A 15,500-nucleotide genomic window follows, 5' to 3' on the forward strand; every position below is an offset into this window, starting at 1 on the left:
AAAAAGCCCGGCAATTCTGCCGGGCTTTTGCTTTTCCGCTTACTGCGCGGTAGCAGGAGCCGTCGTCGTGACCGCCGGATCCGGCGCTGGGGTTGCCGGAACTTCGACGGGCGCCGGTGCTTCCGTGCCGATGGTCGGTGTCAGCTCCGACCCGTCTTCAAGCGTCACCGCCGGCGGCGTCACCGACTCCTCGATTCCGAGGCCATCGAGAGCCGGTTCGGTGCTTGGAGTGGCGCTTTCGGGAACCGGCTGCGGCGCGATTGGCGTCGAGAAGTTGGTGTTGGCCGGCGGGAGTTCGCCGCTCGAACCGAAATAGCGGAAGAAGGCGCTATCGGGGGAGAGGACCATGGTGGTGCCAGTATTGGCCAGTGCCGTGCGATAGGATTCCATCGAGCGGTAGAACTCGAAGAATTCCGGATCCTGGCCATAGGCCGCCGCGAAGATGCGGTTGCGTTCGGCATCGCCCTGACCGCGGATGATTTCGGCGTCACGCGTTGCCGCGGCGACGATTTCAACGGCCTGACGATCGGCAATAGCGCGAAGGCTCTGGGCCTGTTCTTCACCGCGAGCGCGGAGGAGAGCTGCTTCGGCGAGACGTTCGGCGCGCATACGCTCGAAGGTCGTAGCGGAAACGTCGGCATCGAGGTCGGTCCTGAGGATACGCACGTCGACGACGTCGACGCCGATTTCGGCAAGGTCCGGACGGATAAGGTCACGGGTTTCCTGCATCATCTGAGCGCGCTGGTCCGAGAGAGCCGCGTTGAACTCGCGGGCCGCATAGACCTGGCGAAGGGCCGAGTCGAGGTTGGCGCCGATACGATCCTCAACCACCGAAAGCTGGCCAGTAGCACGCTGACGGAAGAGACGAGCGTCCGCAATGCGGTAGGTCAGGAAGGCATCGACCTGATAGAAGGCGTTGCCCGAAACCTGAACGCGCATATTGGCGATATCGTAGCGCAGCAGCCGGTCTTCGACGAGCTGCACACGATCGACGAAATCGGTCGGGATCTTGAAATAGACGCCCGGCTCGGTGCGGATGTCGGTAATCTGGCCAAAGCGCGTGACGATGGCCTGCTCACGCTCATCGACCACGTAGATCGAGGAGAAGAGGACGTAGAGGGCCGCGATGATGACGGCACCGATGATAAAGAGGCGGTTCGTCATGATCAGTTCCCCGTCGTGGTGTTCGGCGTGGTCGTCGTTGTGCGCGAGCGCAGCTCAGGCAACGGCAGGTAAGGCACGACGCCGGAACCATTGGCGCCGTTTTCGAGCAGGACCTTTTCGGAGCCGCCGAGCACTTCTTCCATGGTTTCGAGATAGAGACGCTGACGTGTCACTTCGGGCGCGTTGACATATTCGGCATAGACGGCGTTGAAGCGCTCGGCTTCACCGGTTGCTTCCTGCACTACGCGGTTGGTGTAGGCGGCGGCATCTTCACGCTGGGCGGCAGCACGACCACGGGCATCGCCGAGGAGCGTGTTGGCATAAGAGCGAGCTTCTTCCTGGAGCCGTGTTTCGTCTTGTCGGGCACGCTGCACTTCGTTGAAGGCGTCGATGACTTCGGCCGGCGGACCGGCGTTTTCGATCAGCACCTGCGAAACGTCCACGCCAAGGCCATAGCTTTCGGCAACGTTGCGGATGATGGCAAGGACTTCCTGCTGAATGCCGGCGCGGTCATCGCTATAGACTTCCTGAGCCGGACGGCGGCCGACGACTTCACGCATGGCGCTCTCGGCGGCGTAGCGGATCATCGATTCCTGATCGCGGACATTGAAGAGATAAGCGATGGGGTCGTTGATGGCCCAGAAAACAGAGAACTGCACGTTGACGATATTCTGGTCGCCCGAGAGCATCATGCCTTCGCTGGCGGTAGAATTGCTCGCCTGAGGGCGGTTCGACGTGGGCGTAGCATTGCCATTGGCCGTGCCGATTTGGGTCTGATTAAGGGTAAGCGGAACGCGCTCGACCGTCTCGATCGGCCAGATGAGGAAGTGAAGGCCTTCCCCGGACAGTTCGGGCTTAGGCGCGCCGAAGCGCAGTTCGACGCCGACTTCACTCGAGTTGATCGTATAAACCGAATTTATACCCCAGAAGGCCAACAGCGCGATCACGCCGCCGACAATGGCCCAGCGGCCGCCGGGCACGCCGCCGCGAAACTGATCGCGGCCACGATTGAGAATGTCTTCGAGGTTGGGAGTGTTTCCACCTGGACGGCGCGGGCCGCCGCCACCTCCACCGGGTGCCTGGCCCCAGGGACCGCCATTATTGCGGCCACCTCCGCCTCCGTTATTCTCCCAAGGCATCTCGTTCCTTTCGGTTCCTGCGCATTCTAGTTGGAAACATATATAGGCAAGGCAGAAGAACGATCAATGCGTGGCCTCGGCCCGTCTTTCGTAGACTTTGATCGCATAGGACGCGGCGTCCTTTTCAGACGGAACAACCTGCGGCTCGTCGACAACAGCCCAGATTTCCGGGTCAATCGCCGGGAACACTATGTTTCCTTGGGGTTCCAGATCGACATGAGTGATGTAAAGCCGGTCGGCAAAAGCAAGCGCCTGCGCGTAAATGTCGCCCCCGCCGATGACCATGATTTCATCGGTGTCGAGGGTTCTCGCCTGAGATTCCGCCAAGGCGAAAGCCGCTTCAATATCGTGAACCACATCGACGCCAGCGGGCGCATATTGCTCTTGGCGGGTAACGACGATATGGGGCCGGCCGGGCAAGGGTTTGGGAAAGGTCTCGAACTGCTTGCGGCCCATGATCATGGGCTTGCCCATGGTGGTCGCCTTGAACCAGGCGAAGTCAGATGGAATACGCCACGGGATATCGCCATCGCGGCCGATCACGCCATTGCGCGCCACCGCCGCGATGAGAGAGCGGCGTATGCTCATGATGTGCCTAGCGCTTCGAGCGCCTCCCCATCGATGCGTACCTTGGTCCATTCGTCCTGCATGACGCCACCCTGGCTCTCGTAGAATTTGATCGAGGGCTCGTTCCAGTCGAGCACCCACCACTCGAAACGCCCAAGCCGTTCACGAACGCAGCGCTGGGCGAGGCTGACCAGCAGCGCCTTGCCGATGCCTTTGCCGCGGATGGCCGGATCGACATAAAGGTCCTCGAGCCAGATGCCATGACGTCCCTGGAAGGTCGAATAGGTGTAAAACCAGAGCGCAAAGCCAACCGGCTGGGCGTCCCACTCCGCTATCTCGCAGAAGACCTTCGGATCGGCACCGAAAAGATCGCGCACGATGTCTGTTTCGGTCGCCTGCACCTCATGCAGGAGCCTTTCGTACTCGGCCAGGTCCTGGACGAATTTGAGGATCAGCGCAGCGTCGCTCGCGACGGCGCTGCGGATATTGAGTACAGGTTTGATCAAGGCATCAGGCCCGCCCAGGCGGGCGTCTCCGTGAGCGTTCAGTTCTGGGTGTGGCGTTCGAGAATAAGGATGTTGAGTTCTTCCTTGGGCCAGAAATCGGTCTTGACCATCTCGAAGGTTGTCGGCCCGATTTTCTTGATGCCATCGCCGCAGAAAGACACGAGATTGTCCGGACTCCCCTTGTCGACAACGAGACGGAATTTCTCGATGCCGCCGCCGGCCCAGTTCCCACCCGTGGTCAGGATATAGGAAAGCCAGGTCTCAAAGAACGGCGCCGACCATGGCTCTTCAGGGTTTGTCAGGGTTTTTTTGACCGCCGCGACGAAGGCATCGTCGGTGCAATATTTTTCGCGATATTCAGCTGCAGGGTCGTAACGCTCATAAGGCTCGGAGAGAAACGCTACCCCGACCGTGCCGCCTACGCTTGGCTTATAGCGATGTTCAACGGTTACGGTTTTCCCGGCCGGAAATGTTGCTTCCCAGGTATAGGCTGCACGATAGGTCCAAGCGGGGTAATAGTGCTTTTCCCACCCATTGCCAGCGTCGTATTCGTCAGGAGTGACCAAGCCGAGATGCAGCAGCTCTGCAATGGTTTCTTCGTCTAGCGCATCGGTCGCCTTTGACGCAGCCTCGGTGAAGGACGCTATCGGCAGCCGGAGCTGACGCACGAGCTTGGTACGGTCCACTCCCGCGGCAAAAGCATATTCGTGCAGCTCGGCATCTACCGGCTCACCGTTAAACGTCGTCTCGAACACGAAAAGATTGTCGGCGGGACCGGTGGGATAAGACACGGGCGAATAAAAGTCTGGATGAATGTCCGGCATCGGGAAGGCGACGAGGATGTTGTGATCCTCGGTGCCGTCATTTCGGAAATGATAGACGACGCGTATTTCTTCCTTGGAGATGAAAAGTTCCTCGCTCTCCATGGCGATTTCGCCGTGGGTGACGAACTCCAAGCCGCCCGTGGTGATGACAGCCGTGGTGTCATTGGCCACAGAGGGCAGGCTCAGCGCGCATAGCGCAAGCGCAATACCGATCGAACGCATGTCCCCTCCTCGTCCCCAAAGGATCTTTGGTGCTTCGCGCCGCGCAGGCTCTTCGCAACATAAACCTGATCGTTCTAGCCGCTTTCCGAAGCCGGGCGAAGATAGGAGAACCATTTTTGCTCGAGCGCTGCGTCGAGATCGATGCCGTTGCGGCGCGCGTAAAGCAAAAGGAACGCCAGAAGGTCAGCGGCTTCGTCGCTACGCGCATCGCGGATTTCGGAATCGCTGAGGTTCTTTCGCCGCCCCCGCCCGGTCAGGCGCAGGTGTTCGGCGATCAGTTCACCCAGTTCTTCCTGCATCTTGAGCGCATACCAATCGTCATCGCGCCGGACGCCCGTTTCTGCCTCGTACATGTCGGAGACGGTGGCAACGAGTGCTGTGAGATCGGCAAGCGTGCGGGTCATACCGCAACATCAGCCTTGATATGCGGATGCGGATCGTAGCCTTCGAAGACGAAATCCTCGTAGACAAAGTCCTCAAGGCGCTTGCGTTCAGGGTTCATGACGAGCTTGGGCAAGGGCCGCGGTTCGCGGGTCAGTTGCAGGCGCGCCTGGTCGAAGTGATTGCTGTAAAGGTGCACATCGCCGAAGGAATGAACAAAGTCGCCGACTTCCATTCCGGTCACCTGCGCCATCATGTGGGTCAGGAGCGCGTAGGAAGCGATATTGAACGGGACGCCGAGGAAGGTGTCTGCAGAGCGTTGATAGAGCTGGCAGCTCAGCTTGCCGTTGGCGACATAGAACTGGAAAAGGCAATGGCACGGCGGCAACGCCATCTCATCCACCTCGGCAGGATTCCACGCACTGACGATGTGGCGACGGCTGTCAGGCTTGGTGCGGATCGATTCGACGACATTGGCGAGCTGGTCAATATGGCGGCCATCGGGCGCGGGCCATGAGCGCCACTGCGAGCCGTAGACGGGGCCGAGATCACCATTTTCGTCGGCCCACTCGTCCCAGATTTTGACGTCGTGCTCCTGCAGCCAGCGCACGTTGGTCTCGCCGCGGATGAACCAGAGCAGTTCATAGACGATGGATTTCAGGTGCAGCTTTTTCGTAGTGACCAGCGGAAAGCCCTTCGAAAGATCGAAGCGCATCTGGTAGCCGAAAAGGCTCCGTGTACCCGTGCCGGTGCGGTCGGACTTGTCGGTGCCGGTTTCGAGAATGTCGGAGATGAGTTTGAGATAGGGCTGCATAGCCCTACTCTACTTCGATTCCGCCGTCTTGAGATGCCCCTCGACGAGCTTCGTCAACAGCTCGATTTGCTGCTGCTGCTTTTCGATAAGCTCGTGCATCTCGGCATTGCGCATCTGATCGAGCTTTTCGTGGAGCGCCATGATCTCGATCTCTGCCTTGAGATTAACCTCATAGTCATGGGCCGAGACCTCGCGATCCTTTGCTGCCTGGCGGTTCTGGCTCATCATGATCACCGGCGCCTGTATGGCGGCGAGCATGGACAGCATGAGGTTGAGGAAGATGAAGGGGTACGGATCGAAAGCCCGCGACATCAGCGCAATATTGAGGCCTGTCCAGAGCAGGAGAAAAATGCCGAAGCCGGCTATGAAGGTCCAAGAGCCGCCAAAAGCGGCAACGCCGTCGGCAAGCTTCTGGCCAAATGTCAGTCGGTCGTCGAATGCAGCGGCGGGATCGCGCGCCAACGTCCGCCGGCCGACCGCTTTTTCAAGCGCGGCGCGCTCCGCGGCAGTCAGCGTCGAGGCCGTCTTGCCCAGAAAAGTTTCGGCAATGTGAATCAGCTTTGCAGACTTGTCTGTGGTCATATTGGACTCGCAACAGCGCTCGGGGAGCGCCATCCTAGCGTAATTTCAGCCAGCTGTTTCCGGTAACGGAATACCGGCCGGAATGCTGACTGCGGTTGTCAGTAGCAGGTGCCGATGATGAAGCGATGCCAGAGGAGATCGACATGAAAGTCGAATTTGTACAGCCAGCCGGGATGTATCACAGCCCCGTCTTTTCGCAGGGCATTATCATTCCGGCGAGCGCCCGAATTCTGATCATCGGCGGCCAGAACAGCGTCAACGAAAAGGGTGAGGTGATGCATAAGGGCGATGTAGCGCAGCAGACCGCGCTGGCACTTTCCAATCTCCAGAAAGTTCTCGAGGCCGCAGGCGCGGGACTCGAAAACCTCGTCAAAACAACCATCATCATGAGGGCCGACATCGATCTTGGTGCAGCGTTTGCAGAATGGATGAAGGTCTGGGGCGGGCGACCGAATCCGCCCACAGTCACAGCGCTGCGCGTCGCGGGCCTGGCTAACCCTGACTTCCTCATCGAGATCGAAGCGCAGGCCGTTTTGCCATGAGCCCGCAATTGCGACCGCTGCGCAAGCGCGAGGACATGCCCGACTTTGTTGCCGCAGCGCTCGAATCGCGCGGACTGCGCGGAAAATACGAGGCGCGTCCGCCTTACCAGCGAAACGATTACCTCCTCTGGATCAACAAAGCCAAGCAGGAGGACACTAGGCAGAAGCGGCTAGAGCAGATGCTCGACGAACTTGAGGATGGTCACGTCTATATGCGCATGGATTGGAAAGGCTGAGCCCACAAGCGAGGCGACAGGTAATTCCGCGAGAAGCTTGTCATTTGGTTTCGGCAGAATACCCTTGAGGAAAGAGGGAGGCAGGCATGAAATGGATTCTGACCGCGGCGCTTCTGATTACTCTGGGAGGAACCGTTTTGGCTGACGGAAACCGTATCGACATCTTGCGTCCGGATGCTCCAGCCCTCGCAGCGCTTGGGCCCAACGCCGTTGGCGTGCGCACGTTGACATTCGTCCACAAAAACCAGGCCGATGTGTTGACCGGAGATGGCGCAAGATACGACCGGCCGCTGAAGATCGAGGTTTGGTATCCCGCCGATCTGGAGGGTGAGACAGCGGGCGGCGATTATCCGGACGTTCAGATGGCCAATAGCGACTTAAAGATTATCTTGCACGGTCGCGCAGTGCGCGACGCCGCTCCGGATCGCACCCAAGGCCCCTATCCGCTCGTCATCCTGTCTCACGGCTATCCGGGAAATCGCTTTCTCATCGCGCATTTCGGCGAGAACCTGGCAAGCAAAGGCTATGTCGTTGCCAGCATCGACCACTTCGAAAGCACCTACGAAAACAAGCTTGGCTTTGCCAGCACGCTCGCCAATCGCTCGGCGGATCAGCTTTTCGTGCTCGATAGCATCGCCGCTCTGTCGGCGAAGCAGAACCAATTCCTATTCGGTCTTGTCGATGCCGACCGCAGCGCTGTTATCGGCTATTCAATGGGTGGCTACGGCGCGGTTATAAGCGCTGGTGGGGGCCTCTCGGATGCATCGTTGACCACGGGCCTGGCACCCAATGAAGCCTTTGCACCGCTGTTGGCCGGTAGCGAAGCTTTCGCGGATAGTCGCGATCCGCGGCTAAAGGCAGTGGTTGCCATTGCGCCCTGGGGTGGCCAGATCGGACTTTGGGACGACGTCGGTTTGGCTGGCATAAGGATGCCACTCCTGATGATGGGCGGAACGCTCGATGAAGTGTCCGACTATCAAAATGGTATTCGCCGTATCTTCAAAGGCGCGGTCAATTCGGACCGCTATCTCCTCAGCTTTCAAGGCGCTGGCCATAACGCAGCAGCCCCCATGCCTCCACCGGACGAAGCAACGACTGGCGGTCCAGGCAGCCCCTACGAGCACTATGCCGATTTTGTCTGGTCAAATGCCCGCATGAACAACGTCGCGCAGCATTTTGTAACGGCTTTCCTTGGACTTTATCTCAAGGGTGATGGCGATATGGCGCCCTATCTGACCGTAGGGTCTGACGACTGGAGCGGGATGGCAGGAGATCGGATTTGGGCTGGTTTCGGCGAGCGCACGACACGCGGCCTCGTCTTTGAGCATCTCGCGCCGCAATAGCAGCGCTGCATGGCGTAACGAACAAAATAAAGGAATGCGTCCTCAACGTTTGCATCGGCCAAACGGCTCACCTATATAGGGACTGCCCGCAAGGGCTATGGCGATAAACTGTCATTGTAATAAACCCATCGGACCCGGGGGCAGTACCCGGCGTCTCCACCATCTCCCCTCCTTGAGAGGAGCCAATGGGGACGAAACAGGATCGACGAGGGCGTAAAGAGTGTGCTTTCGCTCGGCATGGTACCGCCGTTATCGGGCTAAAACTTATAGTTGCCAATGACAACCATAAGGCTCCGGTCGCTCTCGCCGCGTAAGCGGTGCTAGCACTGGGAATTAAAGTCCTCCGCTCCTAGCCGGGCGACAGGCGGGGTTCGCAGGCACCTGGCAACAGAAGCCTGCACTTTTCCCCGTTTCGTGCCTGCTTTCCGTCGCCTTTGTCCTTGAAATGTTCGGGAACGTGAGGCTGATATGGGCCGATCCGGATTCTATCCGACTGCATGACCACCAAGGGATCAAAATGGCCGAAGATCATCTGCGCTATGACATTCTCGCCCAGGAAGCCCTGCGCGGCGTCGTGCGCAAAGTTCTGGCCGAAGTTTCGCGCACCGGCCTGCCCGGCGAGCATCACTTCTTCATTTCCTTCGCTACCCGCGCCCCTGGCGTACGTCTCAGCGAGAAGCTGCTGACTCAGTACGACAAGGAAATGACGATCGTGCTGCAAAACCAGTATTGGGACCTGAAGGTCAACGAGACCGGGTTCGAGGTCGGGCTTAGCTTCGATGGCGTGCCGGAGACGCTGGTTATCCCCTTTTCGGCGATTAAAGGCTTTTTCGACCCTTCCGTGCAGTTTGGCCTGCAATTCGACCCCGCTACCGCTGCGCGCGATGACGGCTCGGAAGACGAGGCGGATGCGGATGCCGAACGCGCTGAAAAGGGCGAAAGCGGCGAACAAAGTGGCGAAAAGGTCGTCAGCCTCGACGCGTTCCGCAAAAAGCCCTGATTTTTGAGGCGATGCAGAAGCGAAGCCTCTCCATCGCCGGCCATCGCACCTCGATCGCGCTCGAACCAGAATTTTGGGCCGGGCTGGAGGCTATCGCCGCCGAGCGAAGACTGAGCCTTGCATCTTTAGTGCGCGAAATCGACGAGACCCGGACCGTCCAAAACCTCTCGTCGGCCTTGCGGCTTTTCGTCCTCGCGTTTTATCGCGATCAGCGTATCGGCTGATTGACTGGCGGCCCCTGGAAGACATTGGGCTGCAAAGTAAGATCAAGCGGCCCTGTAATCGGCGCATCGTCTGGCGTCACCTCGAATGGCGGCGCAGCTTGCTGTTGTTGCTGCTCGATTTCCTGCTGGCGCGCGGCTTCCTCTGCTGCAGCGCGTGCGGCGGCTTCCTCGGCGGCCTTTCGCCGCTGTTCTTCGACGAGACGATTGCGCTCTTCGGCGGCTTCGCGCTGCCGAGCTTCGTTTTCAAGCCGCAAGGCTTCGAGCCGATCGACTTCGAGTTCATTGGCACGCACCTGGATGGCAGCGACCATTTCTGTCAGATCGATCGACGTTTCCGGCGCCGCAAGCGTACCGGTAATTCGCGCGACGATGCGTGCAGAATCAGGCTCGATCAGTCCGCTCTCGTCTTGGTAATTGAAGGGCGTCAGGACGAAACTGCCGTCAAGACCTAGGGACGGTAGTGTCAAGTTGAGCCCGCCAGCAAGACGTGCGCCGGTCCCTTCGATGATGAAATTGGCAAGGCGCACCGTGCCGCCGGCAATGGTGAAAGCACCGCTAGCCGTGGGCGCTTCGAATGCGCCGCGGCCCAGGGCCTGGTCGACGAGAATGGTCAGCGCATCCTCGTCAATATTGAGAACGTCGGTGAGGCCGGCCACGGCGGGATAGACGCCTGGGCTGAGGCGATCGACGGCCAGATTGGTTAGCGAAAGATTCCCCTCGCCAGCCAGGCTGCCGGCTACTTCTTCCAGGCTTGCGCCAGTCCCTTCAAAGGCGACGCTGCCAGTGAGGAGGCCTGCCAGGCCCTGCGTTGTTGCCGCTGGAGCCAATGCCTTCAAGTCGACACTTTCAAGCGACATCCGGCCCGTCACGGTTCGATCGGTCAACGGACCCGCGCAGCATTCGCCGAAGGTCGCCGACAGCAAGCCGCCACCAATAGTGCCCTTTAGATCGGCGAGCTGCAGGTTCTGCTGGTCCCATTCGACCTTGAAGCTCGCACCAGTCAGACGCGTGTCACCCGACACCAGTTCACTTGCAGTCGCCCAGATCGTGCCGCGCGTGGGGCGCTGGGTCGTCGTCACAGCCAACGGACCGACCGGCCAGACGCCATCCCCCTGCAACAGCCCTGCATTGGAGAAGAGCACTCCGGCGAGACTTTCCGCCGGAAGGCTGTCGAAGGCAAGGGAGCCTTCGATACTGGGACGCTGCGCGACCTGCTCGATCGACAGATCGCCGGAGAACGCCGATCCATCGCTGTCGCCGGTGATGCCCGTTATGGACATGGATTGAGCGCCATAGAATTCGACACCAGCACTAGCTGAAAACTTACCGAGACCGATGCCCCCACCGCCGACCATAGCAGCGAGCCCGGCGCCATCCTCGAGGTCAACATCGACTGTCCCGGTTCCGGCAACGACACCGCCATCCATGACCGACACTTCGCCGGCGTAGGCAACAAGCTCTTCGCCCTGGCTCAGCGACAATCGCGCATTAAAGCCCGCCGCCGGATCGCCTTCCGCGAAAAGGCTAAGGAAAGCCTCCCCGTCTCCGGCAAAAAGTGGCGTTTCGGCGAGGCCGAGCTGTCCCATCAATCCTGCCCCGTCCTCGGCCTCTAGCGAAGCAACGACCTTGGCCTGGCTGCTGGCGATACCGGCAAGACCCCGGGTAAGGTCGAGAGACATATCGAGCTTGGCGACGCCCGCATCGCCATTGAGCGTCAAGCGTTGCGAGCCAGGCTCATCGCCAGATGCGAGACTGACGTCGAGCGCAGCCGGCGTAGATCGATTGATGCCGTCGCGCCATCCCTGAGGCACCCCGAGAAATTCGTAAAGCGCCGGTAAGGCGGCAGCCGACCCATCTTTGACCGAAACGCGACCGGAGCCGGACAAGACCGGCGCCGTGAGCGTACCGCCGAAAGTCCCCTGCGCGTCTATGCTGAGGCCACCCCAATCGCTGCTGACGAGGCGGGAAAAGGTCATGCCCGCGCCCGACCAGCTGCCTTCGGCCTGAAGATCAGCGGCGTCGAGGCCAAGAAGCCTGATCTTCTGGCTAGTGAGCGAGAAACTGCCCTCGGGAAAACTGACGCCGAAAGCTGCGTCAGTCCCGGGGTCCGGCAACATGGCGGCGAGGATCGCACTGTCGCCAGGGCCGAGATCGTCGAACCTACCGACAAGATCGAGCCTTGGTTCGCTGCCGAATCCCAGGCGAACCTCAAGGGCATGGGTCTTTCCGTTAAGCCCGAGCAAGCCGTGATTGAAGCCAAGTGCGTCTCCTGCGAGCAGAACCTGACCAGAGAGTGTCGCGGGCACGTTGAAGAGCGGCGTGTTGTCGTCCGCCTTGCGCCAGAGCTGGCTCAACGCGTCGAGACGGTTGGTCGACATTTCAAGGTTGCCGGTAAAGCCGACCCGACCATCCTCATTACGCAGGGTACCGGATAGATTGATCGCGGTGTTGCCAGGCAGTTCCGCTCCGCCGCGACTGACAATCCAAGTCTTGCCATCGGTCGTGGCATCCACACGCACATTCCGCAGCGCGGCACCGCGTAGGCCAATTTCAGCCAGGTCGACACCGATTTCGCCTGGGATGGGTGGCAGAGGTGGCGCCGGCAGTTCGCCGAGCAGCCGCACCAATTCGTATGGCATCTGACTCGCAACTTCTTCGGCGTCGCGGGGCGGCAGGGTGAAAACCCCACCGGAAACGACTGCTTCGAAGCTATTGCGTGCACCCAGCTGAACGCTTGCAGCACCCGTGAGGCGCACACCGGCGCGGTTCTCGTCAGGCAGCAGCGTATAGCCATTGAGAACGATCCGGTCCGTCGATGCGGTGACCTTGCTTTCGAGCACGAGATTGCCGCGGATCTGGTCCGCCTCGGTCGCCACAGGCGGCGACTGGCGGAGCACCATGTTGCCGTCGAACTTCGGCGCCAATCCTGCAGTCAGCGACCCGTCGAGAGTCAGCGATGTCGAACCATTCGTCTCAGTGATGAAAGCAGAAAGCCGGGAGATACCGTTTTCGTCGAGCACCCCACTGTTGACGCGGATGCCGATTGGCGTGCCGCCATAGACGACGTTGCCCTGAAACTGGAATGGCCCGGAAAAACTGCCGAGACGCACGTCGCCATTGATGTCGGTCAGATCATAGGTTTTTCCGGCCCGCCGATCGGTCAGAGAGATCTCGCCATTCTCGATCCGCGCCTGATCGAGCGCGACGCCATTGCCTGCGCCGGAAAGGTCAAGATCGCTGACGAGAAGGCCGTTTTCGTCGAGCGCTAATGCGATCGATGGCGACTTCAGCACCAGAGCCGAAAGGTTGTATTGATCGCGCAGGAAGTCCATCAGCATGAAGCGCGCTTCAATGCCGCCAACGGTGGCCGCAGGGGCATCGGGCGGGCCGACAACAACGTCTGTGAAGGACAGCCTCGGCTCGGGCAGCAGGGCAAAGTCGATGCCTCCCCGGATGGTCACATCCGTACCGAACACGCCTTCGGCCAGCACTTCCATGCGATCGCGATAATCACCCCACTGGATAAAACGCGGAACGATAAACGCCGCAGCCAACGCCGCGATAGCAATCAGGCCGACAACGATGTAGATGCGATTGAGCACGCTTGCCAACTGCCTGTCAGAGTCTTGGGCGAAGTGTAGGCACTTGCCGCCCTCGCGCAAGTGCGCCTAAGCCAAATTCAGCAAGAGATTCCGACGCTAAAACGGCAACGGCCGGGCTTTCGCCCGGCCGCAGCAATCGCTCACGCAAAAGCTATTCGAGGTCGATGGACCAGAAGAAGGTTTCGCCCGATGAGTCGTCGGTGCCGTCATTGTCGGTGATGACAAAGCCCTTGCCGGTCGAGTCGATGGCAAAGCTTTCGACCTTATCGACGACATAGCCATTGTTGGCGGCAAGGTCGGGGATCAGGTCGCGGACCAGCTCCTTGGTGACGACAGGCAGTTCGCCGCCGAGTTCGGCGCCCTTGAGGTCGGCAACCGGCACGCGGTAGATGGCCTTGAGACCAGCCTTGTCGGCGATCTGGTTGTCGCGTTCGACCACATAGGCATAGTCGCCGTGGACGGTGATTTCGCTGAGGCCAACCCAGCCGCCTTCCGGCGCGGCTTCGAGCGGATAACGGACGGCAGCCCATTCCTTAGTGGCCGGGGTGTATGACAGGAGCTTCACGAAGCCCTTTTCGTCGTGGCCCCATTCACGCTGGACCGCGACCCAGAGGATCAGGTCTTCGCCCGAACCGATCGCTGCGACGCCCTCGGCGCCAAAGCGCTTCTGGCCGGCGAGGACATCGACGGGGAAACCGACTTCGGCCTGGATGGCGCCTTCGGCATCGACATGGATCAGAGCGTGCGGCACGAGCTTGTCGCTATCGCCTTCATTGGCGAGCCAGAAACCGCCTTCGCCATCGAGCGTGATGCCTTCGAGATCGAGCTTCTGGGCCGTTTCGCCCTTGCGGGTGATAACGGTCTTCTTGACGATGCGGGCCGGCTGGGCGGTCGCGTCGATTTCGTAGATCGCCGGTTCGCCATAGAGCACGCTGTCGCTGACGGCATAGAGAATGTCGGGCTTTTCAGCATCGGCAACGGCGCCGGAAATGGCGGCCCAGCCGATCGGATGACCGTCTGCGTCGAGATCGGAGATGAGCTGCGGATAGGCGGAGTCGCCTTCGCCGAGCTCATAGATCATAACATGCGAGCCGGCGAGACCATCTTCACGCAGATCGGCTTCGTTGGCAGTCGCGAGGAGATTACGCTCCGGAATAGCGACGAGGCCTTCGGGCGAAATGCCCGAGGGGACGGACTGGACGAATTCAGGCTCGGCGCCAGTGTCCTTGTAGATCGCGATCAGCGAAGAGCGTTCTTCGGCGATGAAGATGTATTTGGCTTCGTCGAAGTTTGCGACTTCGAGGCCTTCAGGCTCGACGCCCTTCTTGTTGCGGAAATCTGGATAGTGGCCCATCTGGGCGGCATTGACGTCGAGCGCATTGCCAGAGTCGAAGGCGATCGAACCATCGCGATTGAAGATGGTGAAGCCGCGCGAGCCGCCGTTCCAATCGCCCTCATTGGCAATGATCAGGCGATCATTGTCGAGCCATTTGACAGCATCGGGCTCCCGGGGAACGACCTTGAGGTCGGCCGAGAAATCGATGTTGCCATCATTCTTGGTATCGACGCCGGCAACACCGGTTTCGCCCGCTTCGAAGCCGCCAGTGACGGTGGCCGTCTTGGCGTCGACGATCACGACGTAATTGTTTTCCTGCATGGTGACGGCGACTTCGTCATTGTCGTTGAACGAGACGAATTCGGCCTCGGCATCTTCCGGAGCGATCTTGGAAAGGCCGGTCAGTTCGACCTTCTTGATACCGGCTTCGGTGACAGCGCCATTTTCGAGAGTGACGAGGGTCAGGTAGCCCGAGGGAGCCTGCGGGATAGCGCCGTCGTTCACGTCTTCATCGCGCTCGTTTTCGATGGCGATGGCAAGGATGGTGTTGTCCCTGTTGTGGGCGATGGAATCCGGCTGGCCGCCGAGATCGAATTCACCATCGACGGACTGGCCGGCGATGTCGACGACAACAAGCTTGCCCGACGGTTCAGTGAAGGATTCCGACGTGTTGACGGCCACGTAAGCCTTGCCGCCGATAACGGTGACCGAGGTCGGTTCGCCGCCCATGTCCATATAGCCGGCCTGCTTCGGCGCCTTGGCGTCGGTGATATCGACAAAGCCGATGCCGCCATTGGGGCTATCGGAATAGATCAGCGTCATGCCATCGTCAGTGGCGGTGATGATTTCGGCCGAGGTGGCTTCGGCTTCGGGCGCATTGAGCGCCACTGGGAAGCTCGAAACACGATTGAAGTATTCGGCGGCGTGCGCGCCGGCTGTCGAAAGCAGCAGCGCTGCGGTCAGCGCGCCAAGATGCTTGGAAGCATGCATTTGCGGGTCCCCTATAAGATGCCCGCTC

At 60.0% G+C, this 15,500-nt stretch carries 15 protein-coding genes and 1 other RNA gene; 6 read left to right on the top strand and 10 right to left on the bottom strand.

Translation table 11 applies throughout. The features are described 5' to 3' along the window. Window positions 1–39 precede the first annotated feature (39 nt). The 8 genes from hflC to VW35_RS05725 form a co-directional block, all read right to left on the bottom strand. A complete protein-coding gene (hflC, locus tag VW35_RS05690; protein WP_083982468.1) occupies window positions 40–1,164 on the bottom strand; it encodes a protease modulator HflC in 1,125 nt (374 codons plus the stop codon). Between the two features lie 2 nt (window positions 1,165–1,166). Then, a complete protein-coding gene (gene hflK, locus VW35_RS05695) occupies window positions 1,167–2,303 on the bottom strand; it encodes an FtsH protease activity modulator HflK (RefSeq protein ID WP_046142026.1) in 1,137 nt (378 codons plus the stop codon). Between the two features lie 63 nt (window positions 2,304–2,366). Continuing rightward, window positions 2,367–2,891: a dihydrofolate reductase gene (locus VW35_RS05700; protein ID WP_046142027.1), complete on the bottom strand. Its 525-nt coding sequence runs from the start codon at window positions 2,889–2,891 to the stop codon at window positions 2,367–2,369. Continuing rightward, complete coding sequence (locus tag VW35_RS05705) at window positions 2,888–3,376, bottom strand: GNAT family N-acetyltransferase (protein ID WP_425283746.1); 489 nt, start codon at window positions 3,374–3,376, stop codon at window positions 2,888–2,890. Before VW35_RS05705 ends, VW35_RS05700 begins: the two co-directional genes overlap by 4 nt. A 38-nt stretch (window positions 3,377–3,414) precedes the next feature. After that, a complete protein-coding gene (locus tag VW35_RS05710) occupies window positions 3,415–4,422 on the bottom strand; it encodes a DUF4424 domain-containing protein (protein ID WP_046142028.1) in 1,008 nt (335 codons plus the stop codon). 74 nt (window positions 4,423–4,496) lie between these two features. After that, window positions 4,497–4,826, bottom strand: a complete 330-nt coding sequence (locus tag VW35_RS05715) for a nucleoside triphosphate pyrophosphohydrolase family protein (protein ID WP_046142029.1) — start codon at window positions 4,824–4,826, stop codon at window positions 4,497–4,499. Next, complete coding sequence (locus VW35_RS05720) at window positions 4,823–5,617, bottom strand: thymidylate synthase (RefSeq protein ID WP_046142030.1); 795 nt, start codon at window positions 5,615–5,617, stop codon at window positions 4,823–4,825. Before VW35_RS05720 ends, VW35_RS05715 begins: the two co-directional genes overlap by 4 nt. 9 nt (window positions 5,618–5,626) lie before the next feature. Continuing rightward, window positions 5,627–6,199, bottom strand: coding sequence for a DUF1003 domain-containing protein (locus VW35_RS05725; protein WP_046142529.1), 573 nt, complete (start codon window positions 6,197–6,199; stop codon window positions 5,627–5,629). 125 nt (window positions 6,200–6,324) lie between these two features. On the opposite strand from VW35_RS05725, the gene VW35_RS05730 reads away from it, so the two are divergent. The 6 genes from VW35_RS05730 (at window position 6,325) to VW35_RS05750 (ending at window position 9,544) form a co-directional block, all read left to right on the top strand. Continuing rightward, on the top strand, window positions 6,325–6,741 hold the full coding sequence (locus VW35_RS05730) for a RidA family protein (protein ID WP_244465834.1): 417 nt from the start codon (window positions 6,325–6,327) through the stop codon (window positions 6,739–6,741). Next, window positions 6,738–6,977, top strand: a complete 240-nt coding sequence (locus VW35_RS05735) for a YdeI/OmpD-associated family protein (RefSeq protein WP_046142031.1) — start codon at window positions 6,738–6,740, stop codon at window positions 6,975–6,977. Before VW35_RS05730 ends, VW35_RS05735 begins: the two co-directional genes overlap by 4 nt. A gap of 86 nt (window positions 6,978–7,063) precedes the next feature. Beyond that, window positions 7,064–8,320 (top strand): alpha/beta hydrolase family protein, encoded by a 1,257-nt coding sequence (locus VW35_RS05740; RefSeq protein ID WP_052951525.1) that lies wholly within the window; start codon window positions 7,064–7,066, stop codon window positions 8,318–8,320. A gap of 45 nt (window positions 8,321–8,365) precedes the next feature. Then, window positions 8,366–8,722, top strand: a transfer-messenger RNA (tmRNA) gene (gene ssrA, locus VW35_RS20915). Window positions 8,723–8,837: 115 nt separating this feature from the next. Beyond that, window positions 8,838–9,320: an SspB family protein gene (locus tag VW35_RS05745; protein WP_046142532.1), complete on the top strand. Its 483-nt coding sequence runs from the start codon at window positions 8,838–8,840 to the stop codon at window positions 9,318–9,320. Window positions 9,321–9,331: 11 nt separating this feature from the next. Next, entirely contained in the window at window positions 9,332–9,544 is a 213-nt protein-coding gene (locus VW35_RS05750; RefSeq protein ID WP_046142032.1) for a ribbon-helix-helix domain-containing protein, read from the top strand. Here the strand turns inward: VW35_RS05750 and VW35_RS05755 are convergent. Both VW35_RS05755 and VW35_RS05760 read right to left on the bottom strand, forming a co-directional pair. Beyond that, window positions 9,529–13,146: an AsmA family protein gene (locus tag VW35_RS05755; protein WP_161796861.1), complete on the bottom strand. Its 3,618-nt coding sequence runs from the start codon at window positions 13,144–13,146 to the stop codon at window positions 9,529–9,531. The genes VW35_RS05750 and VW35_RS05755 overlap by 16 nt on opposite strands. A gap of 151 nt (window positions 13,147–13,297) precedes the next feature. After that, window positions 13,298–15,472 carry an esterase-like activity of phytase family protein gene (locus VW35_RS05760; RefSeq protein WP_046142034.1) on the bottom strand — a complete coding sequence of 725 codons (2,175 nt, stop codon included), beginning with the start codon at window positions 15,470–15,472 and terminating at the stop codon, window positions 13,298–13,300. Window positions 15,473–15,500: the final 28 nt, after the last annotated feature.

This window comes from Devosia soli (assembly GCF_000970455.1).
Classification (GTDB): domain Bacteria; phylum Pseudomonadota; class Alphaproteobacteria; order Rhizobiales; family Devosiaceae; genus Devosia; species Devosia soli.